Annotated in this window: 13 protein-coding genes; 2 read left to right on the forward strand and 11 right to left on the reverse strand. The window is 71.3% G+C overall.

Going from position 1 to position 25,120, the window contains the following annotated elements:
- Positions 1 to 185: 185 nt before the first annotated feature.
- From tnpC to WME76_RS04440, 11 genes are all read right to left on the reverse strand, one after another.
- Positions 186 to 2,228, reverse strand: coding sequence for an IS66 family transposase (gene tnpC / locus WME76_RS04390; RefSeq protein WP_437954404.1), 2,043 nt, complete (start codon positions 2,226 to 2,228; stop codon positions 186 to 188).
- A gap of 271 nt (positions 2,229 to 2,499) precedes the next feature.
- Complete coding sequence (gene tnpB / locus WME76_RS04395; protein WP_437954403.1) at positions 2,500 to 2,823, reverse strand: IS66 family insertion sequence element accessory protein TnpB; 324 nt, start codon at positions 2,821 to 2,823, stop codon at positions 2,500 to 2,502.
- A gap of 222 nt (positions 2,824 to 3,045) precedes the next feature.
- Positions 3,046 to 4,206 carry a serine/threonine-protein kinase gene (locus WME76_RS04400; protein ID WP_437958957.1) on the reverse strand — a complete coding sequence of 387 codons (1,161 nt, stop codon included), beginning with the start codon at positions 4,204 to 4,206 and terminating at the stop codon, positions 3,046 to 3,048.
- A gap of 2,291 nt (positions 4,207 to 6,497) precedes the next feature.
- Entirely contained in the window at positions 6,498 to 7,595 is a 1,098-nt protein-coding gene (locus tag WME76_RS04405) for a tetratricopeptide repeat protein (protein ID WP_437958958.1), read from the reverse strand.
- Positions 7,596 to 7,743: 148 nt separating this feature from the next.
- Positions 7,744 to 9,330 carry a PGRS family protein gene (locus WME76_RS04410; RefSeq protein ID WP_437958959.1) on the reverse strand — a complete coding sequence of 529 codons (1,587 nt, stop codon included), beginning with the start codon at positions 9,328 to 9,330 and terminating at the stop codon, positions 7,744 to 7,746.
- Positions 9,331 to 9,363: 33 nt separating this feature from the next.
- Positions 9,364 to 10,404 carry a PEGA domain-containing protein gene (locus WME76_RS04415; protein WP_437958960.1) on the reverse strand — a complete coding sequence of 347 codons (1,041 nt, stop codon included), beginning with the start codon at positions 10,402 to 10,404 and terminating at the stop codon, positions 9,364 to 9,366.
- 11 nt (positions 10,405 to 10,415) lie between these two features.
- Entirely contained in the window at positions 10,416 to 12,371 is a 1,956-nt protein-coding gene (locus WME76_RS04420; protein WP_437958961.1) for a hypothetical protein, read from the reverse strand.
- On the reverse strand, positions 12,361 to 13,392 hold the full coding sequence (locus tag WME76_RS04425) for a hypothetical protein (RefSeq protein WP_437958962.1): 1,032 nt from the start codon (positions 13,390 to 13,392) through the stop codon (positions 12,361 to 12,363). Before WME76_RS04425 ends, WME76_RS04420 begins: the two co-directional genes overlap by 11 nt.
- 317 nt (positions 13,393 to 13,709) lie before the next feature.
- On the reverse strand, positions 13,710 to 14,792 hold the full coding sequence (gene tsaD / locus WME76_RS04430) for a tRNA (adenosine(37)-N6)-threonylcarbamoyltransferase complex transferase subunit TsaD (protein WP_437958963.1): 1,083 nt from the start codon (positions 14,790 to 14,792) through the stop codon (positions 13,710 to 13,712).
- Complete coding sequence (locus WME76_RS04435) at positions 14,780 to 15,376, reverse strand: hypothetical protein (RefSeq protein WP_437958964.1); 597 nt, start codon at positions 15,374 to 15,376, stop codon at positions 14,780 to 14,782. Before WME76_RS04435 ends, tsaD begins: the two co-directional genes overlap by 13 nt.
- Positions 15,373 to 19,713 (reverse strand): tetratricopeptide repeat protein, encoded by a 4,341-nt coding sequence (locus tag WME76_RS04440; RefSeq protein WP_437958965.1) that lies wholly within the window; start codon positions 19,711 to 19,713, stop codon positions 15,373 to 15,375. The genes WME76_RS04435 and WME76_RS04440 overlap by 4 nt, the downstream gene beginning before the upstream one ends.
- Positions 19,714 to 20,089: 376 nt before the next feature.
- Between WME76_RS04440 and WME76_RS04445 the strand changes: the two genes are divergently transcribed.
- Together WME76_RS04445 and WME76_RS04450 are read left to right on the forward strand one after the other, a co-directional pair.
- The gene (locus WME76_RS04445) at positions 20,090 to 24,097 is read left to right on the forward strand and encodes a protein kinase domain-containing protein (protein WP_437962072.1); all 4,008 of its coding nucleotides are present in this window, start codon (positions 20,090 to 20,092) and stop codon (positions 24,095 to 24,097) included.
- A 192-nt stretch (positions 24,098 to 24,289) separates the two neighbouring features.
- Complete coding sequence (locus tag WME76_RS04450; RefSeq protein WP_437958966.1) at positions 24,290 to 25,084, forward strand: hypothetical protein; 795 nt, start codon at positions 24,290 to 24,292, stop codon at positions 25,082 to 25,084.
- Positions 25,085 to 25,120 lie beyond the last annotated feature (36 nt).

The raw sequence follows: 25,120 nt of genomic DNA on the forward strand, positions 1-25,120 counted from the left end.
CGCGCCGAAGCGAAGCGACCCGAAGGCGCCCCGCCAAGACGAACTCGACGGTGGCGGGGCGAAGCGACGACAGCACCGGCTCGACGAGCCGACGCACCTCGGCGCGGAGAGGACGCGCGCCCCACTCGGCCGCTCCGGACGCGACGAGCGCTGTGGGCGCGACGGAAGCGGGCAACGCCGCACGATCAGCGGTCGCGGAAGGCGAGCCGCGAGCCGGTGATCCGAGCCAGGTCCAGGTACTTGAGCCGCCCCTCGGCGATGAGGCGTTGTCGCGTCGCGACCCAGTTCTTGGGACTCAGGTCGAGGATGCGACGGAGCGGGTAGCTCGGAGCCACGGTCAGGATCTCCTGCAAGTACAGCTCGGGGTCGAGCCCGTGCATCTGGCAGGTCGCGATGAGCGACGTGATGGCACACGCCCGGACAGCATGCTCGTCGCTGCCGTGGAACAGCCAGTTGCGCCGTCCCTTGACGACGCGGCGCAGAGCCCTCTCGCTGGCATTGTTGTGGATGGGGATCTCCCCGTTGGAGAGGAACTCGCAGAGCGCCTCCCTCTGGTTGTGCAAATAGACCAGCCCCTCGCGCAACGGCGAATGCTCCGGGACGACCTGCCGCTGCGCCTCGGCCCAGGCGAAGAGCTTCTCGATCAGCGGTGCGGACTCGCGCTGCCGGATCGCGAGGCGCTCGTCCGGGCTGCACAGGGCGCATTCCTCCTCGACGCGGAAGAGCGCCTGGAGGGTCTGGAGCGCGAACGCCGCCTCCTTGCCCGCCCCGGCCTTGAACGCCTTGAAGAAGCGCCTCCGTGCATGGCTCCAGCAGCCGGCCTCGCGGGCCTTGCCCGGCCCGAACAGCACGTTGTGGTTGGCCGAAGCATCGGCGACGAGCGTCCCCTGGTAGCCGCCGAAGAGCTTCGCGACGGTGAGGCCGTCGTACGTCGGTGTATAGCGGAACAGCACGCCATCGCCTGGCGCGACCAGGACGAAGACATGCCCATAGCGGTGCTTCTCCTTGGCCCGGATGGCGGTGCCCGTCGCGTCCATGGCGAACCACGACCTCGAAAGCGCGTCGCTCCACATGGCATCGGCAATGCGCATCGCGATGCCGCCGCAATCGTACTGCCAGCGTGTCATGTTGCTGCGGCCGATGCGAAAGCCGTGGCGATCCGACTCCACCTCTTGCCGGTAGTAGGGCATGTGGTAGTCGAGCTTGTGGACGAACAGGTGGGCCAAGAGGCTCGGATCGGCAAGGCACCTGTCGATCGGGCGCTCCGGCAGCGAGGCGATCTTCACCGGTCCGCCGCTGTCCTCCTCAGCGTCCGATTCGGGCGTGTAGCGTACGAGGACGCCGTCGACGAAGGGGCTTTGCTTGAAGCCCGTGTCCGTGGGGATCCCCAGGAACTCGTGCTCCCGCAGGACGAGGGGCTCGTCGAGCTCGCGCGTGAAGGCCGACCCTACGGCTGGCAAAGAAGCAGGCTCCTGGCCCGCTGCGCGGCTCGCCGCCGGTACCTCCGCCTTGGCCACGTACTTGGGTCGACGCCAGACGATCTCCACGGGGCCGCCGCGCCGGTGGCCGATAACCGAGCTGTCTTCGACGCCCACACGCTCGAAGCGCTCGATGCCCTGGAGCAGCACCTCCGGCGGCAGCGTCTCGATGATCACCCTCGGGATGACACCGATGCGACGGCGCCCGTGCTCGTGGCGCTTAACTCGCTTGCCACCTCCGGGATCGGAGCCGGAGGAGGACTCTGCCGTCCCCCCACGCTCCGGCGGCCTCGCGGGGTCCGGCGGCGGGCTGCTGCCCTCGCTCGGGTCCGCTTCGGGCGAGGTGCCGAGGCTCTCGGCCTGCGACGCGGGAGCCGGACAGGCGCCTGGCTCACCGGCCAGCGAAAGCCGCAGCTGGTCAGGCGAGATCTGCTCGGAGACGTGGCGCCGGAACCCGATCTCCAACGTCCGAATCGTCTCCTGCAGCTGTCGATTGTACGCCTTGAGCGACTCGACGGAGCGAGCGAGCTCTTGGGCCTGCTGCTCCGCCGTCGAGAGCTCGGTCAGCCTCGCCTCGAGCTCCTGCACCCGCCGGAGCAGCGCGTCGACCGCCGACGCGGGGTCGGCGGGGCTCCCCTGTCCTTGTCCCCTGGCCTGGAGATAGCCGAGCACGAGCGCCGCGCCGTCAAGGCGCTCTGTCTCCGCCGACTGCGGCAGCTCGGTCCCACCGGGTCGTGTCGTCGAGGTCAAAGCGCGCCATGGATGCCCGCTCCGCTTGCTCCTGGCAAGTACCTTACGTAGACACTTTCCGCTGTTTTTTGATGAGAATATTTTGTCGAAAGTGGGAACGCGGAACAAGCGTGATGCGCCCTCGGCGCTGCGCTGTCGCGAGGTCTTCGGGATGATGCAACTCGCGCCCTGCTCCACCTCGGCATCGGGCTGAGCCGGCCGCCATCGGGCCGCGCTGGCGCCCGTAGCGCGGTGTCCGGCAGCGCGGTGGACGAGCGCCGGCGCAGACACCTCAGTGCACCACGCGGCGGCGGCTTGCCAGCTCTTCCACGGGTAGACCGGCGAGCAGCTGCGCGAAGTCCTGTGCTGACAGCTCTATACACTTGCCGTCGGCCTCGGTGAACGAGGGCAGAGCAAACGCACCCTTCGAGAGACGCTTGTACAGAATTGTGTATCCGTTGCGGTCCCACCAAAGTGCCTTCAGCCGGTTGCGCCTCTTGTTAAGGAACAAGAACAGCGCGCCGCTGGCCGGGTCCAGGCACAGCACCTGCCGGGTGATCGCGGCGAGCCGGTCGAACGCGCCACGCAAGTCCACTGGTCCGACCGCCAGATACACGGCTATCGTCGCGGGCGTCACTGCCCCCTCCGCAACGCTTCGATCGCTTCCACGAGGTCGCGCGCGCCTATCCCACGTACCTGCATCCGTGTCCCATCGGCAAATGCGACGTTGAGCCGCAAAGGCGGCGCCTCTCGGCGCTCCGGGCGCACCACGACGGGTAGGAACGAAACATGCTGAGCCGCCTTGATGGTCGCTGGCAACGCCCCCTCATCTGCGCGCTCACCGCCAGCCACCCATCGGTCGGCCGTCATCTTGTGGACACCGAGCTCCGTGGCGATCTCGGTCGGCGTCGCCCCCGCCCGGGAACGCTCCCTGGCGTACGCCTCGGCTCGCTCTCGCAGCTCGCCCGGGTACTTCCCACGGCTCTTCTGCTCTCGATACCTCGACAGCTCCGCACGCAGCTGCACCAGCTCCCTGCTTCCTGGCATCGCTCGCTCCTCTTCGCTCGACGAGGGCACGGCCCTCATCGGACGCCGCGTAGCGTGCAACCGAAGCTGGCCAGGGAAAAGACGCGGTCTGCGGAGCGGCTACGCCCGCGATGCGCGCGAACTCGGCGACCATCTCGCGGACGGTCTGGAACCGGTGGGTCCGGTCGCGCGCCAGCGCCCGGTGGAAGAAGGCGTCGATGGCCGGGGGCAGGTCGGGGGCGAGCTGGGTCGCGGAGGGGATCGGGTCGACGAGGATCCTGGTCATGACATGCGCGAGCACGTCGCCCGGGAAGGGGAGGTATCCCGTGACCATGCGAAACAGGATGACCCCGAGGGCCCAGAGGTCGCTGCGCGCGTCGAGGTCGCGCTCGGCGCGCAGCTGTTCCGGGCTCATGTAGTGGGGAGAGCCCATCACCTCGCCGGTCGTCGAGGCATCGGCCACGAGCTTGGAGGTCGTCTCCTTGGCGATGCCGAAGTCCAGGAGCTTCACCATATCCTCGTCCTCGCCGTCGACGCGCGCGAGGAAGAGGTTGGCGGGCTTCAGATCGCGGTGGACGAGGCCAGCGTCGTGCGCGCTGCGCAGGGCCTTGCCGGTCTGGGCGAGGATGCGATGCGCTTCGAGGAGCGGGAGGCGGCGGCGCCGCTGGAGGCGCGTGTTGAGGTCCTCGCCCTGAAGGAGCTCCATGACGAGGTAGGGGACGCTCTCGTGGATGCCGAAGTCGTGCACCTGCACGACGTGCGGCGTCTTGAGCTGCGCCGCCGCGCGCGCCTCGCGCTCGAAGCGGGTGCGGAACGCGGGGGAGCTGGCGTAGGCCGGGTCCATGAACTTGACGGCGACCGGCGTGCCGAGCTGCAGATGGTGCGCGACCCAGACCGAGCCCATGCCGCCGCGAGAGAGCGGGCGCTCGAGGCGATACTTGCCGATGAGGACGGAGCCGGCGCCGAGGTGCATAGGGAGGCGGGAGGAGAGGGCGGGAGCAGCCTAGCGGATCCGGGGGCGGGGGAGGAGGGGATGGGGATGGGCGGGGGGAATTTTGGTGTGAGGGAGGGCGGGGGGCCTGGCGCCGGCATTCGAGGAGGGCGGTCTATTGACCCTGTCGCGGCCGCTGCCGGAGCCGCCTCTGTCGGGGCTCCGGCAGCGATGGTCACGCCGTGCAGCGAGAGCTCGGTTCCGTGGAACGCCAATCCACTTCGGTTCCCGCTGAGTCCGTCGTCGTTTCCGCCATCGCTGCCTGTGCGCTCGGAACCGCCATAGCAGACGTCGGTAGAGGAGTTGGTCGAGTCGTCCGTCTGGGACGCTGCTACTCTATCCCCCTGTGTCACTTCGGCGGCTTGTGGAGGCCGCCGTTACCGGATCTGCCGCAGGCGCAGTTCTTGAGCGTGACGTCGTCGAAGCAGACCGGTTTTGGGGTTGATGAGAGCCGTCGCCGGGACCGTGATCTTCACGGCATGTGCACGGAACTCCGAAGCTGACGGAGCTTTCGCGATGTACGCTTCGGCATTGTCCAAATGCCGATGGCGCATCCTGCGATCGTTTCTCGTGTACGATGAGGTGGTACGCGCCACGGGCGTCGAACTGAGACGACCCGATCGGTTCTGCATCACTCATGCGTCATGAATACCGATCACGGCTGAGCTGTCATCGGGCAAGCCGTGCTCTCGGCAAAGTTCCAACATTGGGCGACAAGGCCGTCGGCACCACTTGCCCCGTTGTCCGGTGCGGTGCCTCCTCCCGGGGCGCCTGTACCTGCATTGCCGAGCGTGAATGAGCTGTTGCTGATTTTCCGCAACTCTCCCCCACGAAAGGCGATGCCGAGCGAGTGACCACCGTGGCCACCGCCACCCGGGCCGCCATTGCCGCCTGCGCCGCCGCGCCCGCCCGCGCAACCGATCTTGGCATCACCTGCAGGGGCCCCCGGTTCGCCGCCCGCGCTCCCCTCTCCGCCTGGCTGGCCTCCTCCTCCGGGACCGCCGTCCCCAGCGTTGCGAGCAACAAGGCTTACTCCTTCGAGGGAGACCGTAGCGTCGACGACAACCAACGCGATGCTGGAGCCCCCGGGATGTCCCCCGTGGCCCCCTTGACCCCCACAGCCCCCGCTGCCGCCCGAGCCGCCGCTGGCGCCAGGCAGCAGAACCTCGTTGCTGCCCCCGCACGTCGCTGCTCCGCCCCTGGCGCCACCTCCGCCGCCCCCGCCTTGACCGGGCTTGCCAGCGCCACCTCGCTCTGCGGGCGCTCCGGTGTAGCCATTCGCGTCGATGGTGCCCAGGCCTTCGGAAGGAACGGCTGGTTCACCGGGAGCACCTGGCGCTCCCGCGGCCCCACCGGTGCACGCCTGGCCAGCTTTTTCGCCGGTGCCGCCTGTTCCTTGGGCCGGCTGTGATGTGGCCGGCTTCCCAGACGAGCCGTTGCTGGCAGCGGAGAGTATGGGATTTTCGACAGTGCCCGTCGCCTGCCCGCCATCGCCCCCTTTCCCTCCTTCGGATTGCCCGCCAGCGCACCGTATGGCTGGACCTGCTGGACCCTCGTGCGTAACTCCTGGGCTGCATGCCGCCAGGCCTGCCTTGCCATCGATGCCGTCGAGCATCGGATCCTTCGCCATGGTCCCCGCCTGCGCTCCGCTTGTCGCATCACCCGCGATGACAGTTCCATTGACGATGGTGACATTCCCCCCATTCACCAATAGCGCGATCGACGACTTCCCTGGGGAATTGTCGTCTGTAGCGCTGGCGTTCTCTGCGGTGATATGGAGATTCTCGATCCGGCTCTCGCCGCCGTTTAGTGTCAGAGGAATTGTGTCGGGTGGTCCCTTGAGTTCCGCGTTCGTCCGTGATGACCAGCTCCAGGTGTTCTCGCAGTCCGTGAAGCCAGCGTAGATCTTAACTCCATCCCTGAAGACTACGCCAGCGTCCTCGGTGTATAGCTTCGCGCATGCATAGACTCGCTTCGGGCTTGCTGTGGCCGCCTCGGCGAAGCGCTGGAAAGGTTGCGCTTTTGTTCCTGTTCCGCCAAGGGCGGCATTGGGATTTACGAAGATGCCACATCTGTCGTCTGGAGATTCGCCGTTTTCGCTTGGCTCGCAATGCCAGGTGCAACTATCGCTCTCACAGGTGTCGCCTAGCTCATAGCGGTCGGGTATGCATCCGGCCCCGTTTGTGACCACTGATACCGTGGCTATAAAGAACACAGAAGCTAGATGGCGACGATGACGCATCGTGACTCCCCAGGATTGCGTGCTCGCAAGATCAAAATGTTCCACTCAGCGAGAGCCCGGTTGCGTTCTCTTGCCAAAGCGGTGCCACCTTTACGCCGGAGATTGTTGTCGGAGTTCCGGATGTTGCAATTCCATAGATCAGTGTGCTTGCGCCGATCGCGCCCGCCGCTACGAAGCTCCAAAATGCCGAATTTGTGAGTTCGACTTTGGTGAGCACAGTGCTCTTTAGCTCTGCGCATTTTGATGGATCTATATTGGGGCATATCGCAAAACCATCGCCTTGCGCGATGAGTTCATGCCTCAATTTCTCGGCGTCGCTCGCTCGTTCATTGGCTATAAGGGTGAGGACGACTCCTGTCGCAATCCCGAGCCCAGCAGCTGCGCCACCGCCGATAAGTACCGCAGTCCTAGGCAACGCGGCCTCGTGCGATATAGCTGCACCATGAGGTCCCCCACCGGACCGACCGTTCTTCTTGTCGTCGAGATGAAAATTCTGTCCAGCATCGGCATGCGGTGCCGCTACTAGTGGCAGCGCATCTACCTCCGCTTCGTTGATCTCAACTCGTTCTCGTGCCCCTTCCACTAAGAAAATTACTCTTGTTAGCGGGGTACGCCTGGGCACACGAACAACCAAGGTGTGTCGGCCTGGATCACGTTGCACGGGACCTGAAAGCGAGACTAGTTCCTCGTCAAGCGTTATGTCTAATGCCTGAAGCGCGGCCCCAGTTAACACGACCTCCACGGTCGGTATGCGCGGCTCCAAGGCAGCGAGCTCCTTCTTGGCATCCGTCTTGGCTTCTATGAACTCGGGGGGCACGCCGGTGGCAATCTTCTCATTCACGACGAGTTGATATGCGGCTCGGGCGTCGAGCAAGCGTCCCAGCTTGACGTGGCAGCGGGCCATCATGAGCAGGAACGCGGGCGCATGGGTTTTCGCCTCGGCCTCACGAAAGGCGCGGAGCGCCTCTGTGTAGCGGTGAGCCTCGTAATGTTCCCAGCCCCGCTCGGCGAGCGCGACGGCGACTGCCTTGTCCTGCTGCGACGAGGTCTGCGCCGTTTGCGCCGCCGCAGAGGATGCGCAAAGCATGCCGGCGAGGAGCAGGTAGAATCCTACCGAACCATGCCTCATCTCAACCTCGATTGTAGGAAGGGCTCATGCATGACGACCGGAGCACCGGGTGTCGTTATCGCATCGCGATGGCATGGCACGGCATCATTCTCGCAGCGCAGACTTGTCCCAATCTTCGAGCGGATCGCTGGCGCAGGATAACCCTGCTCTACAACGGGAGTCTGTCAGCCTTCTCCCCGTTCGCGCCGGCGTGAGCTTCCTCGATGGAACCGCCGAGGCCGGCCGCGCCCAGCTCGAACGTCACCCCCTGCAGAACGGGCGCCGCGCCCTGAAATGCGATCCCGATGGAGTGACCGCCGCGTCCTCCGCCACCAGGGCCGCCCTTGCCGCCCGTGCCGCCCGGACCCCCGTCGCATCCGTGCAGCAGGTTGCTCGTGCTGTCACGAGGGGCTTCCCCGCGCGGGCCACCCATTCCCCCCATTCCGCCGTCCTGTCCAGGGCCGCCGTCGCCGCCCTTGCCCCCGTTGCCCGTCTTGATCGTGACGTCATCGAAGGACAGCCCGGAGCGGATGCTGATGAGAGCAATGCTGGCGCCGCCCGGGCCGCCTCCTCTGCCGCCGGCCCCGCCACAGCCGCCCGCGCCGCCAGAACCGCCGCTGGCTCCACCGAGCGGCGGCGTGCCATCTGCGCACGAACGCGGCGGACTGGTTGGCGTCGTCGGAACGCCGCGCGCGCCGCCCCCGCCCCCGCCACCTTGCGCCGTGGTTCCGGGAGCACCGGGACCGCCGGATACACCGATGTAGCCCTCGGATGAGATGCTGCCGTCGTCTTTGGCACCGCTGCCCGGCTGGCCGTCGCTGCCGTTTTCTCCCGCGATACCGGGCGCACAGGAGGCCGCGCCTACTTGCCCGAGACCGCCGTTCATCGCTACTTCGGGATACCCTGATACTCCAGGATCACCACTGGCATGCCGACCCGCCCCCCCGGCGCCGCCGATGGAGTCATCGGTGTCCTCGGGGGTGCCACAATCATTGATCGCCGCGTCGCCGCCGACAACGGTGCTCCCTTCGCACGCATTCTTCCCTGGGTTACCGTTTGCACCCGCGCTGGCAAGCTTCTCGTAGGCCTCCCCATCGAAGCCAGGTGCCGCATCCCCGGCTTCAAGCGTGCAGTGCCTCAGCTCTACCCGGCTCACGGATTCTGCCACTGCGGCGATCGATGACATCCCTGGCTCCGCCGAGTCATCTTGCGGGATCGACCTTGCTATGACATCGACATTCTCCAGGTGAACGACTTTCTGGCTATTCCCTCCTGTGATCTTCAGCGGGATCGTCCCCGCTGGCGCCGTGATGGTCGTTCGTGTCTTGTCGTCCACCCATTGCCAGACGAGGCCATCCTCGCCTTTGTCGCAGGTGAGGCCACCGTACAGCGTTGTTCCGGCTGGGACCTCGACCGCCCCATCAAACTCCTCGCGGCATGCGTACACGGGCTTCGACCTGGCCTCTGCGAGGATGAGCGCTCTCGCAAGAGATTTCACCGGCATCTGAGACGTGCCGTCGTTGTCGTCGTCACCCTGCCCGTCCGATACGAACACGCCGCAGGTCTCTGCTGCGGTCCAGGTCGCGGGGTCGCTGGGGTCACACCCCTCAGGCGTTGGATTCTCGACAGGAGCCCCAGAGTACTTCTCGTTCGAGTCGCCCTGCGGGAACGGAAAGTCGATGCATCCAGCGTGACTGGCGCCCATGGCCATCGCTGTTAGAAAGACAATGGAAGCGAGGTGGGCACGGCGGCGCATGGTGCAGTCTTCTCCCTGTCGACTCTGGTGAGGTCAAAAAGATCCGCTGGCAGACACCCCGGCCGTGTGCGGCCCCCAGAGGGGCGTCACCTGTACGCTCCGGCTCGGCCCGGTAGATTCCATCGTCACGAGGCCATAGATGAGCGTGCCAATTCCGACCGCTCCGCCCGCCACAAAGCTCCAGAACGCCGAGTTGCTGTGGTCTATCCTGGCGTCCACCGCGTTGCTCAGATCTGCGCACTTCGTCTGATTCACCGTGGGGCACTTCTCCCCTCGTTCATCTTCGGCGACCAACTCGGCCCTCAGTCGCCTGGCGTCGCTGGCCCGCCCGTTGGCGAGCACCGTGAAGAGCACGCCTGCACCCACGCCGATGCCGGCCACGACGCCACCCCCGACGAGCACCACCGTCCGCACGTTGTCCTGCCGCTGGATTGGCGCCGTCGTCCCCACTGGGCCGGGACCCATCACCACCTGAGGTGCCGGCGTGCGCTCGAGCTGGAGCACCACCTTCTCGGTCCCGCCCGCTGCGGCGACAATAGGTCGTGTGACAGACACGTGCCCGTCGAGCCTCGCGCCGACCTCGTGCCTCCCCGGGTCGAGGAACAGAGGATCCGCGAGCGGCGCCTTCCCCACGGCCGTCCCGTCGACCGTCACCATGGCCCCTGCCGGCGCCGCCTGCACCGTGACGGACGCGACCTTCGCGAGCGCCTCCTTCAACGAGGCTTCCGCGCTCTGCCGCTCTTTCACCTTGGTGGCAGGCGCCTCGCGAAGATACCGCGTCAGGTACTCTGCCGCCTCGCGGTTCCGGCCCAGCTTCAGGCAGGTCACCCCCAGGTTCGACGCGATCTGGTAATGCGGCTTGATCGCCCACGCCGCGAGGAACGACGCGTGCGCATCGGCCCATTTCCCTGCCGCCGCCGCCTGTCTCCCCTCTTCATAGAGCTGCCGCGCCTTGTCCGTCAGCGCGTCAGTCTCCTCAGAGACGGCCGGCGTGGCCGCCTGCTGTGCGCCGGCCGCCGGCGCCGTCAACGCCACGGCCACGCCCAAGCCCCACAGCAGCGGACGCTTCTTCATCGTCAGAGTCATCAGAAGTCTGGCTTCCCTTCGGGGAGAGGCGGCTCGGCGGTGCTCGACGCGGGCACCTTACCCCCTCGGGGTTTTGGTTCAAAGCGCCCCGTCGCGGCCCCACCCGCCTTGGTATTCCTGGTCCGCCCCGATGACTGCGTCTTCGGCTGCGGCTCGTCCTGCTGCGGCTGCTCTTGCCCCGCCTGCGGCTTCGCTGTCTCTGCCGGCAGCGCCCACGGCGACGGCAGCGCCGTCGCGGAGGGCGCGCCGGTCGCCGCCGCGCCGGTCGCCGCCGCGCTGGCCTCGCCGCTCGGCTCCGGCGGTGCTGTGCTCCCCGAGGACGGCGGCGTCACGCCCGCTCCCGTCGCGTCGGGCACGGCAGACCCCACCCCGGGGACCCTCTGCGTCACCAGCACCGCCACCACGCCCGCCACCGCCGCGAAGCCGAGCCCCGCGACGGCCCACATCCACTTCCGCGACGCCGCCGGCTTCTCCACGATGACCGGGATCTCGTCGCGCTCCTCCCCCGCGCCGCCGGCCGGCAGCGGCGCCCCCGCCGCCGGCGCCCCCCACGCCCCCCACGCCCCGCTCGCCGCCAGCCCCGCTGCGCCGCCCGCCGGCTGCCCAGGAACGGCGTTCCCCAGGCCCGCCTGGCCCATCCGCACGGGCCCCGTGCTCCCTGCCTCCACCCCCGCCGACAGCGCCGCGCCCCCCAGGAGCTTCTCCGTGTCGATGACCAGCGTCCCCTTCGGCCCGACCTGCTGCGCCGCCGACACCGACGCCGGCCCGCCCGCCGCCCCCGTCACCCCAAGCCCCGCCGCGGCGCCGGCGCCCGCCTCCGCCAACCCGCCGCCCGCCCTGCCGGGCGCGTCATTCCACCGGAGCCCCACGGCCCGCTGCGACGGCGGCGCACCCCCCGCAGCCCGCCGATCCAGCTCCTGCAGCGCCCCCGCCGGTGCCGGTATCGTCGGGCCAGCGCTCGCAGCCCCGCCGTACCGCGCCGGCGCCCCCAGCGGGGCCGTCCCGCCCTGCTGCGCCGCGAACCGCTCGCGCCACCCGCCGAACTGCGGCTTCTCCTCCAGCTCGCCCTGCGGCCGCGCCCCGAACATCCCCCGCGCGATCTCCCCCTCGTCCTCCGCGACATCCTCGATCCGGAGCATCACCCCGTGCCGGTGGTCCTCCATCGTGACGTCGCGCTCCCTCACGAACCGCACCGACACCCCACCCGGAATGTCCGCCTCGCGCCCGCTCGTGATCGACGTCCACTTGATGTTCGATCGGTACAGCACCGACGCGATCCTCGCCGCGGCATGCGCGATCGCTCCGAACGGCTCATCGTGCTTGTGCACGATCACCACCCGCTTCGGCGCCGCCCCGTCGTCGACCTTCCAGTCCCACGTCGCGCCGCTCCGCCGCAGGTACGGCAGGTCCCCGTACTCCTCGACGTACCGCTCCAGCACGTGCGCCACCCGCTCCGGCGCGTCCCGCACAGCGGCCACGTACTCGCGGTAGAACATGCCGGCCGACGAGTTGACCTCCGTGGCGTTCATCACGTGCCGGTAGAACGTCGCCGAAGCCTCCAGCAGCGTCGCATACCCGAGGTCCCGATCCACCGCGACGAGCCCGTGCGCGAACGGCGGATTACCCCGCCCGGCGTGGTCGAGCGTCCCGCCGATCCGGAACCCGAAGATGAGACCCACCGCCCCATGCCCGGGCTCGTGCTGCGTGTCGTCGCGCGACAGGTTCCCGATCGCGAACGCGTGCGTCGCCCCCGTCGCAGGCTCGATGTACTTCATCAGCCGCGCCAGGTGGCTGAAGTGCGTCGTCGTGAGGGGCCCTTGCGGCACCTCCGGGCAGTACATGAAGTCGATCTGATGCCCCGGGATGTTCCCGTGCAGCACGTGATACCACGGCGCGTCCCCGGGAGCGCGGTACCGCGGGATCACATACCCCGAGGCGCCCTCGCTACCGTACATTGGGCCTGACCTGCTGCGGGAGCGGCTGCGGGAGCTGCGGGGAAGGGAGCTGCGCGGTCCGCGCCAGCGCCGGGTTCGGGCCCATGTCCTGCTTCATCCGCTGCAAGAGCTGCGGGTCATACGCGTTCTTCGGGAGGATCCGCTCCACGAAGTGCGAGAACAGGTGATGCGTGCTGTGCCCGTAGCTCGCCGACCCGACCAGCACGCGAATATCGATGTTGTTCTTGTACCGCTCCAGGCTGTCGATGAGCGGCTTGTAATACCCGCGCGCCTCCTTCTCCACCTCGGCCGGCGTCCCCGACAGAACATCGGACTTGTTGATGAACAGCACGACCGCCTTGCACGACGCCAGCGTCTTCGGGCTGAAGAAGAACTGCAGCGACTGCGCCTGGAACTCCCGGAGCTGCTCCTGGATCCGCGCCGGCTCGAGCTTCTGCCCGTCCTTGCCCGCCAGATCCACGACCATCAAGAGCCCATGGATCTCCTCCATGATGAGCTCCTGCTGGGCGTCCACGATGTGCTCGCCGCCCCAGTCGCCGATCTCGAACACGTGCTCCGTCAGCACCTCTTTCGTGAGCACATGGCTCACCGTCCGCTCGTAACGCTCGATCTTCGTCCCCTGCAGCGTGCCGAGATCCACGAGCGGATTCGCCCACTTGAGCGTGAGCGACGTCTTGCCGGTCCACTTGATGCCGAGCGTCAGGATCTTGTACCGCTTCTGCGTGATCTTCGGCCGGCTCTCGAGCTCGGCCTTGTACCAGTCGATCTCCTTCTGCTGGGCGTCGAGCCAGTCGACCTTCTGCCGGTCCTCGCTCCTCGCGATGTCGAGCGCCTGCTGGACCTGCCCGAACTGCGCCCGCATCTGATCGAGCTGGCTCTTGGCCTGCCGGAGCGCCTCGATGTGCTGGTTCGCGTCCTGGAGCTGCCGCCTGAGCTGCGTGGCCTGCATCAGCAGGAACACGGCGCCTGCGCCGCACGCCACCGCAATCAACCCGAGCACGATCGGTAGAACAACCTGCATGGCTTACAATCCTCGCGCCCCGCCGGGCGGCTCTCCCAAGCTGGCCTGTCCCGTGCGGCCGGAAGAACGGCCAGCGCGGGCCGACCTGTATCCTGAGATCTCATCAGACCACGGCTCGCCGCAGCGTACAAGTCCGAGGTAATCCCCGCCACGAGCCATCCCTGCACCGCCCCGCATGGCCCCACACACCGCAGCCTCGCAGAGCTCCCATCCCCCAGAACCCGCGCAGAACCCGCGAGGATCGCAGCCCCGCAGCCCACGCCGCCTCTCCGGCCCACGCCGCCTCTCCGCCAAGCCCCGCTACCGGCCTCTCCCGCTCACCGCGGGCCGCCGCCCTTGCGGGTCACCCGCGGCAGCGCCGTCCTCGTCTCCGGCGCGAGATCCAGCGTGTCCCGCTCCCCGGCCGCGAGCCGCAGCGCGCCCGCATACGCGATCATCGCCCCGTTGTCCGTGCAGCTCGCGAACGGCGGGACGAACAGCGCGAGCCCCCGCCGCGCGCACGCCGCCGCCATCTTCGCCCGGAGCCCCCGGTTCGCGGCGACGCCCCCCGCCAGCACCACCCGCTCCACCCCCTCGGACCGCGCCGCCCGCACCGTCTTCTGCACGAGCGCGTCGACCACCGCCCCCTGGAACGCCGCGCACAGGTCGTTCAGCGCCTGCCCCTCCGGCCGCCCCCGCTTCGCCACGTGGCGCGCCACCGCGCTCTTGATGCCCGAGAAGCTGAACTCCAGCGACTCCTTGCGCGCCATCACCGCGGGCACCGCCTCCGCCGCGGCCGCCGCGTCCCCCTCGGCCGCGAGCCGGTCGACCACCGGGCCGCCCGGATACCCGAGGCCGAGCAGCTTCGCCACCTTGTCGAACGCCTCGCCCGCCGCGTCGTCGCGCGTCGCGCCGAGCTCCCGGATCGCGCCGAGCGAAGGCCCGTCCACCCGGTAGATCGCCGTGTGCCCGCCCGAGGCGAGCAGCGCCACGTACGGGAACGCCGGCCGCTCATCGGACGCTGGCGGCGCCGGCGGCGCGGGCGCGCCGTCCCGCCGCAGGAACACCGCGAGCAGGTGCCCGACGAGGTGATCCACGCCGACCAGCGGCTTGCCCGCCGCCCACGCCAGCCCCTTCGCGGCCTGCAGGCCGACGAGCAGCGCCCCCGCGAGCCCCGGCCGCGACGTCACCGCCACGCCGTCGAGGTCCGCCGCCGCCACGCCCGCGCGCGCCAGCGCCTCGCGCACGACCGGGACCACCGCGCGCGCATGATCGCGCGCCGCGACCTCGGGCACGACACCCCCGTACGGCGCGTGCAGCGCCACCTGGCTGCGCACGACGTCCGAGAGGACGTCGCCGCCCTCGGTCACCACCGCCGCCGCCGTCTCATCGCACGATGTCTCGATCCCTAGAACCCGCATGTCCCCGTCCGCCGCGTCAGCCTGAAGTTGCCGAACACCTGCCGCTGCCCCGCCGCGGGCGCCTCGCCCGAAGGGAGCGGCGCCTGGCCCGGCCGGAGCAGCCGGACCTCGACCGACTCGTCCGTGCGCAGCGACAGGATCGCCAGCAGCGACTCCGCCTCCGGATCCGACGCGCTGACCGCGTAGATCGCGTTGCGCTCCCGGCCCTCCCCGAACTCCAGCCGCGACAGCGGATCGTGCGCGAGCGCGCCGATCGGCCGGAGCGGCGCGCCGTCGAGGAGGCGCCGCTCGGGCACCGCGGCGTCGGGCGCCTCGTAGGTCCACAGCGCGCCCGGCGGCTCCGGGCCGTCGAGCGCGTCCGCGTCGAGCGACAGCCGCATCTGCACCCGGGGGCTCAGGCCGGCGCGGAACGCGCCGCCCAGCGTGACCGCGCCGCAGTAGGACTCGCCCTCGGCCGTCGAGAACCGGCTCACGTCGTCGCAGCCGGCCGCCCCGCCCGCGGCGATCGCGCCGGCGAGGACGAGGAAGCGGGGCGCGCGCCGCAGCGCGACGCGCCGCGGCCCGGGCAGGGCGCCGCTGCTCAAGGCGCGGCGCTCCGCATCAGCTCGACCGCGGCCTGGCGCACGCGCGGCTCGGGGTCGCGCGCCGCGAGCTGCTTGAGCACCGGCGCCGCCGCCGCGCGGTCCGCCGAGGCCAGGGCGCGCGCCGCCGCCTCGCGGACCAGGGCGTACGCGTCCGAGCGCGCGGCCGCGCCGAGCGTCTCGGCGACCTGGCTCGGCCTGCCCGCGCCCGCGCTGGCCCCGCCCGCGCCCGGCGCGCCGAGCCGGCCCAGCGCCTCGGCCGCGCGCACGCGGAGCGGCCAGCTCGACGAGCTCCGCAGGAGCCCCGAGACCGCCGCGATCGTCGGCCCGTGCCTCACCGCGCCGAGCGCCGACAGCGCCGCCCGCCGCACGCTCTCCTCCGGATCGCCGAGCGCGTCGACCACCGCGGCCTGCGCTTCCGGCTCGGGCCGGGTCGCGAGCAGCTCGACAGCGCGCGTGCGCACCTCGATCGCCGGGTGCCGCACGAGCGCCACGAACCCGCCCACGACCGCGGCAGCGATCCCCTCCACGGCGGCCTCCACCTGCTTCTTCAGCTCCGGGGCGAGCTCTGCCCGCCCGTCCGTGAACGGCGCGAGCCCGAGCGCCACGCCGCCTCCGGCGCGCTCGCCTCCCGCCCCGGTCGCGCCCGCGCCGCGCGCGAGGTCGGGAACGTGGCGCGCGCCGCGCGACAGGATCGCGTCGGCGACGACCAGCGCCCGCTCGGGCGACGTCGCCACCGCGGCGACCGCGGCCCTCTGGAGCGCCGGGCCGAGCGCCACGAGCGCCGCCGCGCGGTCCTCGGGGCCGAACGGGTCCGGATCGAGCCCCGCGAGCACGTCCTTCACCGTCAGCGCCCCGTCCGGCACGGGCAGCGGCTCGCGCGTGCGCGGGTACACCCGCCGCGTGAGCGCGACCGCCGCCGACACCGCGGCCGCGCGCAGCCCCTCGTCCGACGAGAACGCGCCGGCCGCGATCGCCTGCGCGGCCCCTCCCGCGGCGAACGCCTCGGCTTCGCCCGCACCGCCGCCGCCCTTCGGCCCGGCGCCGCTGCCGCTGCCCAGGCGCGCGAGCGTGATCAGCGCCGCGCGGCGGAGCTCCGGCTCGCTCGAGTCGGCGAGCGACATGAACAGCGCGGGCCCCTCGCCGCCGCCCCCGAGCTCGCCCAGCGCTCTCACCGCCGCCGCGCGGGGGACCGAGCCGGCCTCGGGCGCCCTCGCGACAGCGGACAGCGCCGCGGCGTGCTTGCGGTCGTGCGTCAGCCCGAGGCCGACCGCGGCGAGCGCCCGCACCTCCGGCGCCGGCGACGACAGCAGCCGCGCGAGCAGCGCCTCCGCCCTCGCCGCGGGCCGGCCGCCGCCCGCCGCGAGCCGCGCCACGCCCCAGGTCGCCGCGACGGCGACCGCGTCGTTCGGCAGCACGCTCGCCGCCGCGTCCCTCGGCGCGAGCATCTGCTCGTAGCGCTCCAGCATCGCCGGGTCGCGCAGCGCGCCGCACGCGATCATCGCGCGGGCGCGCAGGCCCTTGTCCGCCTGCCCGATCGCGAAGTTGTAGAGCGCCGGCCCGGCGCTCTTGTTCTCGACGTAGGCCAGCACCTCGATCGCGATCTTCTGCTGCGACTCCTTCTCGTCGGCGAGCGCGTCGAGCAGCGGCTTCACGGCGCGCGCGCCGATCTTCGCGAGCTCCGCCCGCGCGCCCGCGCTCGCCCCGCGGCCCTCGGCGCGGGCCTTCTGCATCAGCGGCAAGGTCATCGCCCCGTACAGCTCCACGAGCAGCCGCCGGTAGAGCGGCTTCTGCGGGTTGCCGACCGCGACCGGCAAGAGCTCGCGCTCGAGCACCTCGAGCGAGCCCCGGCCGAGGTTCACCTGCATCGACATCCGCGCCGCGCGCGCGACGAGCTCCTCGTCGTTCGACGCCCGCACCACCCGCCGGAAGAGCCGGTCGGCCTCGTCGGACTGCCCCGCCGTGAGCAGCAGCTCGGCCAGGTCGAAGTACACCGGGAACAGCCGGTCGTTCTTCGCGAGCGCCTGCCGGTACTCCGCGATGGCGCGCGGGAAGTCCTGCCGCCGCCGGTACATGTCGCCGAGCTTCTGGTGGCCGCTCGCGTCCTCGGGCGACAGCTCGACGGCCCGCGCGGCGTACCGGATCGCGTCGTCGTCGCGGTAGAGCTCCGCGGCGTACTGCGCCATGCGCTGGTAGAACTCGCGGGCGCGCTTCGGGTTCACCTCGACGAGCTTGCCGAGCACGTCGATGGCGCCGAGGAGGTTCTGCTGGAGCACGAGCACGCGCTCCAGCGCGAGCAGCGAGTCCTCGTCGCCGGGCGCGGCCTGGACGAGCTTCCGGAGCGTGGCCTCGGCGTCGGGCAGCCGGTGCAGCTTGCGCTGCACCTCGGCGAGCAGCCGCCCCGCGTCCAGATCGGGCGGGGTCGCGTTGAACCGCGCGGCGAGCGGCGCGACGCGGCTCGGCAGCTCGCGGGTGAGCGACCACAGGCCGACGATGTGCGCCCGCGCCTCGCGCGCGAGCAGCTTGTCGTTGCCCGCGCCCGCGAGGAGCTGCTCCCAGAGCTCGCGCGCCTCGACGTAGCGCGGCCCCGCGTTGCCGAGCGAGCTCGCCGTGCGCTCCAGCGCGATCGCCAGCGCCTTCTTGTATCGGCTGTTCGCGGGCTCGAGCTGCGCGGCCTCCCGGAGCGAGGCGAGCGCCTCCGCCACCATGTCGTGGTCGAGGTACACCTCGCCGAGGGTGGCCGCGGCGCGCGCCCGGTTCGGCACCACCTGCTTGATGCGCGCCCACGTCTCGAGCGCCTTCTTCTTGTCCCCCGCCTGGAAGTACCTGTCGCCGAGGTCGACGAGGTGGCTCGGATCGCCGCCCCCGGCGGCCGCGAGCCGCTGGAGCACCCGCAGGGCCCGGTCCTTCTCCTCGACCCGCTCGTAGAAGTCGGCGACGGCCGCGAGCGTCTCGGGCTCGTTCGCGACGCGCCCCTCGAGCTGGGTGAGCAGGGCGAGCGCCTTGGGCCGGTCGCCCCGCTGGATGAGCGTCTCGCACAGCTCGAACACGAAGTCCGCGTTGCTCGGGGCCGCCTTGATCAGCAGCTCGTACTCGCGGATCGCCGTGTCGAGGTCGCCGGCGGTCTGGAGCAGGTGCACGAGCCGGAGCCGCGTGTCGATGTGCTTGCCGTCGAGCGCGAGCGCCCTCCTGTAGATGCCGATCGCCTTCTCGACGTCGCCGGTCTCCTCGTACAGCGCGCCCAGGGTGGCGAGCCGCTGGAAGTCCTGCCCCCGCTCGGCCTCGAGGATCGCGATGAGCTCCGCGAGCTTCCCCTCGGCGCGGAACGCGTCGGTCATGATGAGCAGGATCTCGGCCCGCACGCCCGCGGCGCTGCCGGCGATGGCGAACGCCCGCTTCAGCACGGCCATCGCCTCGTCCATCTTCTTCTGCCGGGCGAGCGACTGCCCGAGGTCGCGGAGCGCCGGCGCGAGCGCGCGGTTGTCGCCGGCCGCGGCCTTCACGAGCTCGCGGAACTCGGCCTCGGCGCGCGCGTGGTGCCCGCGCGCGGCGAGCTCGCGCCCGAGCTCCGCCTTCACGAAGAGCGAGCCCTGCGCGTTCTTCACGAGCGCGTCGTGCTGCGCCTTGGCCCCCTGGAAATCCGAGAGGTCGAGGCAGAGCGCGAGCAGCGTGCGCCGGGTCTGCTCGACGTCCGCGGGCACCTTGAGCAGCGGCAGCGCCTTCTCGTAGTGCGCCCGCGCGCGGGCCTTGTCGCCGCGGTCGGCCTCGAGCTGGGCGAGCGCCATCATCGCCGCCGGATCCTGCGGCCGGTCGGCGATGGCGGCCTCGTACGTCTTGATGGCGTCGTCGTAGCGCCCGTCCTGCTTGTAGATGCCGGCGAGCACGACCTTGGAGGCCCAGGCGTCGGCGCCGGGCTGCGCCGCGCGGCGCTCGAACTCCTCGACGAGCTTCTTCAGGTTCCCGTCGCGCTCGCGGTAGAGCTGGGCGAGGCGCTGGAGCGGGAACGGCGCGCTCGGCTGGCTCATGACGATCGCCGTGTAGCGGGCGATCAGCGCGTCGTTCGACGGGCCGCTCCGCTTCCCATCGCCGGCCTCGGCCGCGTCGGGCTTCGTCTGCGGCTGCTCGGCGGGCTGCGGCCGCGGTCCGGGCTGCGGCCGCGGTCCGGGCTGCGGCCTGGCGGCGGCGCCCGGCTTGCTGCCGCCGGCCTTCGGGGGCTTCGGCTTGGGCCGCTTGCCGCGGCCGGACGGATCGAAGTCCGCGGCCTCGGCGTGCGGGATCGCGAGCGTCGCGGCCGCGGGGATCAGGACCGCGAGGCAGCCGGCCAGAACGTGGGAACGCACCGGGGTAGGGTAGATCGACGGTGCGCGGGGGGCCACGCGGAGCGGGGGCGGGGGCTCGACCGGTCGCGCGATCCGGGGGGCGGTCGCCAGGCGGGTAAGCTCGGCAGGTGGCTCCTGCCATCCCGGCGGAGCGCTTGAGGCGCAGAATGCGGCCAGGGACAGTCGCCTGTGCTCTCAGGTTCGACGAACGCAAGACCTGCTCCTGCGAGGCGTTCGACAGACGTTCCACAGAGCCTGTCGTCGTTGCCCCGCTCACAGCAACATTTGCTGTCTGGAAAGCTCCGGGTTCTGGCTATCCTGGGCCACTGCGATGGGCTCGCGACGCGCTGCACAGGCGAGCGATGCGGCTCCCTGAGCCGCGGCGGGGGTGGTGCTGATGCTTGCAGGGGACCTCGTCGGCAACCGCTTCGAGATCGAGGGGCACGCCACCGCCGGCGGCATGGCGCAGATCTTCCGCGCCCGCGATCGCCTCACGGGCGAGCCGGTGGCGCTCAAGGTCCTCCAGCGCAGGGGCCCCCAGGAGACGCACCGCTTCCTCCGGGAGGCCCACGCGCTCGCCGCGCTCCGTCACCCCGGCATCGTCGGGTACGTCGCCCACGGCACGACCGAGGGCGGCGACCCCTACCTCGCCATGCAGTGGCTCTCCGGCGAGACCCTCGCCGAGCGCTTCCTCCGCGAGCCGCTCACCGTCCCCGAGAGCCTCGCGCTCGGCGTGCGCGTCGCGTCCACCCTCGGCGCCCTCCACCGGCTCGGCATCGTCCACCGCGACCTCAAGCCGAGCAACCTCCTGCTCGTCGGCGGCTCCGTCGACGAGGTCACCCTCCTCGACTTCGGCGTCGCGCACGTCGCCGAGGCCGGCCAGGAGCTCACCATGCCCGGCGTGATGCTCGGCACCCCCGGCTACATGGCCCCCGAGCAGGCGCGCGGCGAGGTCGCCATCGACGCCCGCGCCGACGTCTTCGCCCTCGGCTGCGTCCTCTACCGCTGCCTCACCGGCCGGCCCCCGTTCGTCGGCAACGACAGCCTCTCCGTGCTCGTGAAGGTCCTCCTCGAGGAGCCCCCGCGGCTCCGGGAGCTCCGTGGCGAGATCCCCGCCGCGATCGACGACCTGGTCTTCCGCATGCTCGCGAAGGCGCCGCGCGACCGCCCCCGCGACGGCGCGGCCGTGGCCGTCGAGCTCTCGTCGCTCGGCGATCTCGCGCCCGGCTCGCGGCGCGTGCCCTTGCCCCTCGGCGGCCCGACCCCCGAGCTCACGACCGGCGAGCGCCGGATGATCTGCCTCCTCCTCGCCCGCGACGGCGCGCTCGACAGCGACGCGACCCGGTCCGAGGGCGAGGACGCGCTCCGGGTGCGCGCGCTCAGCGCCCTCGCCGAGCGCCACCAGGGCCGCCTCGAGATCATCGAGTCGCGCTCGCCCGTCGTCGTGCTGTCCGGCGCCGTCGCGCCGACCGATCTCGCCGCCCGCGGCGCGCGCTGCGCGCTGGCCATGCAGGTGCTGCTCGGCGGCGCGCCCGTCGCGCTTGTCGCGGGGCGCACCGAGATCTCCGCCCGCTCGCCGATCGGCAAGCTCATCGATCAGGCCGCCGCGCTCCTCGCCGGCGACGCGGCGCGGCCCGGCGTCGTCCGCATCGACGAGGTCACGGCCGGCCTGCTCGGCGCGCGGTTCGACGTCGGCGCCGACCACGCCGGCCACCTCCTGCGCGGCGAGCGCGACGACCTCGAGGCCGTGCCGCGCCTGCTCGGCAAGCCCACGCCGTGCGTCGGCCGCGACCGCGAGCTGTCCCTCCTCGAGGCGACGTTCGTCCAGTGCATCGAGGAGCAGACGCCCTCCGCGGTGCTGGTCACGGCCCCCGCCGGCCTGGGCAAATCCCGCCTGCGGAGCGAGCTGCTCCGGCGCCTCCGGGCCCGCGGCGAGCCGATGGAGGTCTGGATCGCGCGCGGCGACCCGATGAGCGCCGGCGCCGCCTTCGGCCTGCTGGCGCAGGTGCTCCGGCGCGCGCTCGGCGTCGCCGACGGCGCGCCCGCCGCGGCGGTGCAGCGCAGGATCCGCGAGCGCCTCGCCCGCCACGGCGAGGACGGCGAGCGCATGGCGCCGTTCCTCGGCGAGATCGTGGGGGCGCCCTTCCCGGACGAGGCGAGCGAGGCGCTCCGGGCGGCGCGCCGGAGCTCCATGCTCATGGGCGACCAGCTCCACCTCGTCTGGGAGGAGTTCCTGCGGGCCGAGTGCGCCGCGCAGCCGGTGCTGCTCGTCCTCGAGGACATGCACTGGGGCGACCTGCCCACGGTCGCCATGATCAACAGCGCCCTCCGCAACCTGCGCGACGCGCCGTTCATGGTGCTGGCGCTCGGCCGGCCCGAGGTGCGCGAGATGTTCCCGAAGCTGTGGGCCGGCCGCGGCGTGCAGGAGGTCGAGCTCACGGGGCTCTCGCGCCGCGCGAGCGAGCGGCTCGTGCGCCAGGCGCTCGGCAGCGCCGTCTCCGAGGACGTCGTCGCCACGCTGGTCGAGCGCGCCGACGGCAACGCCTTCTTCCTGGAGGAGCAGATCCGCGCGGCCGCCGAGGGCCGGGGCGCCGCGCTGCCGGAGACGGTGCTCGCGATGGTGCAGGCGCGGCTCGAGGCGCTCGATCCCGAGGCGCGGCGCGTCCTCCGGGCGGCGAGCGTCTTCGGCCAGAGCTTCCGCTCGCGCGGCGTCGCCGCGCTGCTCGGCGGCGCCGACGCCGAGGTGGCCGACCGGCTCGCCGAGCTCGTCGAGCGCGAGGTCATCGTCCCGCGGCGACAGCCCGGCCGGGGCGGCGCGCGCGGCGCCGGCCTCCTCTCGTCGACGTCCGCGCGCGGGATGGCCGCCGACGCCGAGGCCCGCGAGGCGCCGCCGGTCAGCGACGGCGACGCGATCGAGCAGGGTCCGCCGAGCGAGGCGGGCGCGGACGAGCCCGAGTACAGCTTCCGGCACGGGCTCGTCCGCGAGGCGGCGTACGGGGCGCTCACCGACTACGACCGGAAGCTCGGCCACCGGCTCGCGGGCGAGTGGCTGGAGGGGGAGGGGAAGGGCGACGCGGCGGAGCTCGCGGAGCACTTCGAGCGCGGCGCCGAGCCCGGGCGGGCGGCGGCGTGGTACCGGCGCGCGGCCGAGCAGGCGCTGCGCGGCAACGATCTCCTCGCCGCGATCGGCCACGCCGGGCGCGGCCTCGCGTGCGGCGCGTCCGGCGTCGAGGCGGGCGGGCTGCTCCTCGTCGAGGCCGAGGCCCGCGTCTGGCGCGGCGATTTCGCGGCGGCCGAGCAGCGCGCGCTCGAGGCGGCCGCGCTCTTCGAGCCCGGCTCGCCGTCCTGGTACTCCGCGGTCACCGAGGTGATCATGGCCGCCGGCAAGCAGGGCGCCCTCGACCGCGTCGAGTCCTGGGTGACGACGGCGCGCGGCGCGTCGCCCCAGGGCGGCGCGCTGACCAGGAGGGACATCTGCCTCGTCGAGGGGGCCCACTGGCTCGTCTTCGGCGGCCGCTACGCCGCGGCGGACGGGATCATCGAGGCGCTCGAGCGCAGCGAGGCGGAGGGCCGGTTGCTCGACGTCGAGGTGCTCGCCAGGCTCTACGAGGCGCGCGCCATCCGCGCGATGACCTCCGGCGACCCCGGCGCCTGCCTCGAGGGCGTCGAGGCGGCGCTCGCTGTGTTCGAGCGGAGCGGCGATCGCCGCAACGCCTGCTCGCTGCGGGTGAACCTCGGCGCCATCACCATGGAGCTCGGCGACTACGACGGGGCCGAGGCCGCGCTTCGCTCCGCGCTGCGCGCGGCGGAGCAGATGGAGCTCACGGACCTCGCCGCGTTCACCCGCAGCAACCTGGGGAGCGTGATGATCGCCCGCGGCGATCTCGACGAGGCGCGCCGGCTGGAGGCGGAGGCGATCGCGACGTTCCAGCGGCTGGGCGATCCGAGGGCCGAGGGGGTCGCCCGCGCCTACCTGGCGAAGGCGGCGCTGCTCGCCGGGGATCTCGCCGCCGCCGAGGCCGAGGCCCGCGCCGCGGCGGAGCTCCTGCAGAGCGCGCCGCCGCTGCGCGCCGCGGCGTGGGCCCTCTCCGCGCGCGTGCTGCTCCGGAAGGGCCGCGCCGACGAGGCGCTCGCGCTGTCCGGCGAGGCGCTCTCCCTGCTCGAGTCGCTCGGCGCCGTGGAGGAGGGCGAGTCGCTGATCCGGCTCGTCCGGGCCGAGGCCCTCTTCGCGAGCGGCCAGCAGGCCGAGGCGCTCGCCGCGATCGCGAAGGCGCGCCGCAGCGTGCTCTCCCGCGCCGCGCAGATCTCGAATCCTCGCTACCGGGACCGGTTCCTCTCCGCGCTCGACAACGGCGAGACGCTCGCGCTCGCGGCGCGGTGGCTCGGCGATCACGAATCGCCGTAATTCGGTGATCGGCCGTACGTAGGATTCCCTGCTTGCGGCTCTCCAGGAGTCCGCATGAGGCCCACGAGCGCGCCTGTCCTACCGCTCTTGCGCTGTCCTCACGACGTCACCGGAGGCGCAGAATTCTCAGATTCTGCCTGAAAATTGATTGAGGAAACTCCTGATGCATGTTTCATTCGTGTTGAGGGGGCTATGCGAAATCAACTCGAACTGGCGACCTCGATCCTGGGCCTGCTGAGCGTCTGTTTGCCGGCCTGTGTCGGCGACGCTGAGTCTCCGGAGGAGTATGTCGATGAGATTGCGCAAGAGGCGTTCACGAAGAACGCGTTCACGAAGAACGCGCTGAAGGCCAGCGCCCTCACGACAGACCGGCTCGCGACCGAGGCGCTCACGGGCAACCCGCTGACGAACGATGGCGTCGCGGGTAGCAGCCATGTCCTGAGCGCGCTGCGGGACCCTCTGGCGCGCGAGTTCTTGACCTACGTGGCGGGCTGCGCGCTCCCGGCGGGGCAAGCCGTGCAGGTGTCGCTCGACGGCCAGGAGCATGTGTTCAAGGGGGATGTCGGCCTCGCGCCCGAGTGGGGCCGCGCCCATGGACAATGCAACGCGCACTGCCAAGGATGGGTGTCGGCCTGCATGCTGGCCAGGGTCAACTACCTCGGGGAGAGCATCCCTATCTCGATGCGGGGCAGGAACAAGGCCCTCGAGGCGGACGCCGCGGAGCGGGAGAGCTTCCCTCACCGCGAGGGTGCCTATTTCGGCGATCTCTTCGCCCCGGAGCCGCTCCGGTTCGCGTGCAGGTCGCCCGGGTCGACGCTCATCTCCCGCGTCTGCGGCGGGACGGGGGTCGACGCGTCGGGCTGCATCATCGACGTCCTCGGTGAATGCGATGATCTCTGCGGCAGACCGACGGAGGACGGCAGCTTCCCCAACTGCGTCGGTGGTGGCCATACGATTCCGACGACGGTGACGATCTTCCGGCAGTGATCTCCCGCCCGTAGCGGCGCGCGCGACGTCTCCCCG

Source organism: Sorangium sp. So ce119 (genome assembly GCF_051524405.1).
GTDB lineage: Bacteria > Myxococcota_A > Polyangia > Polyangiales > Polyangiaceae > Sorangium > Sorangium cellulosum_G.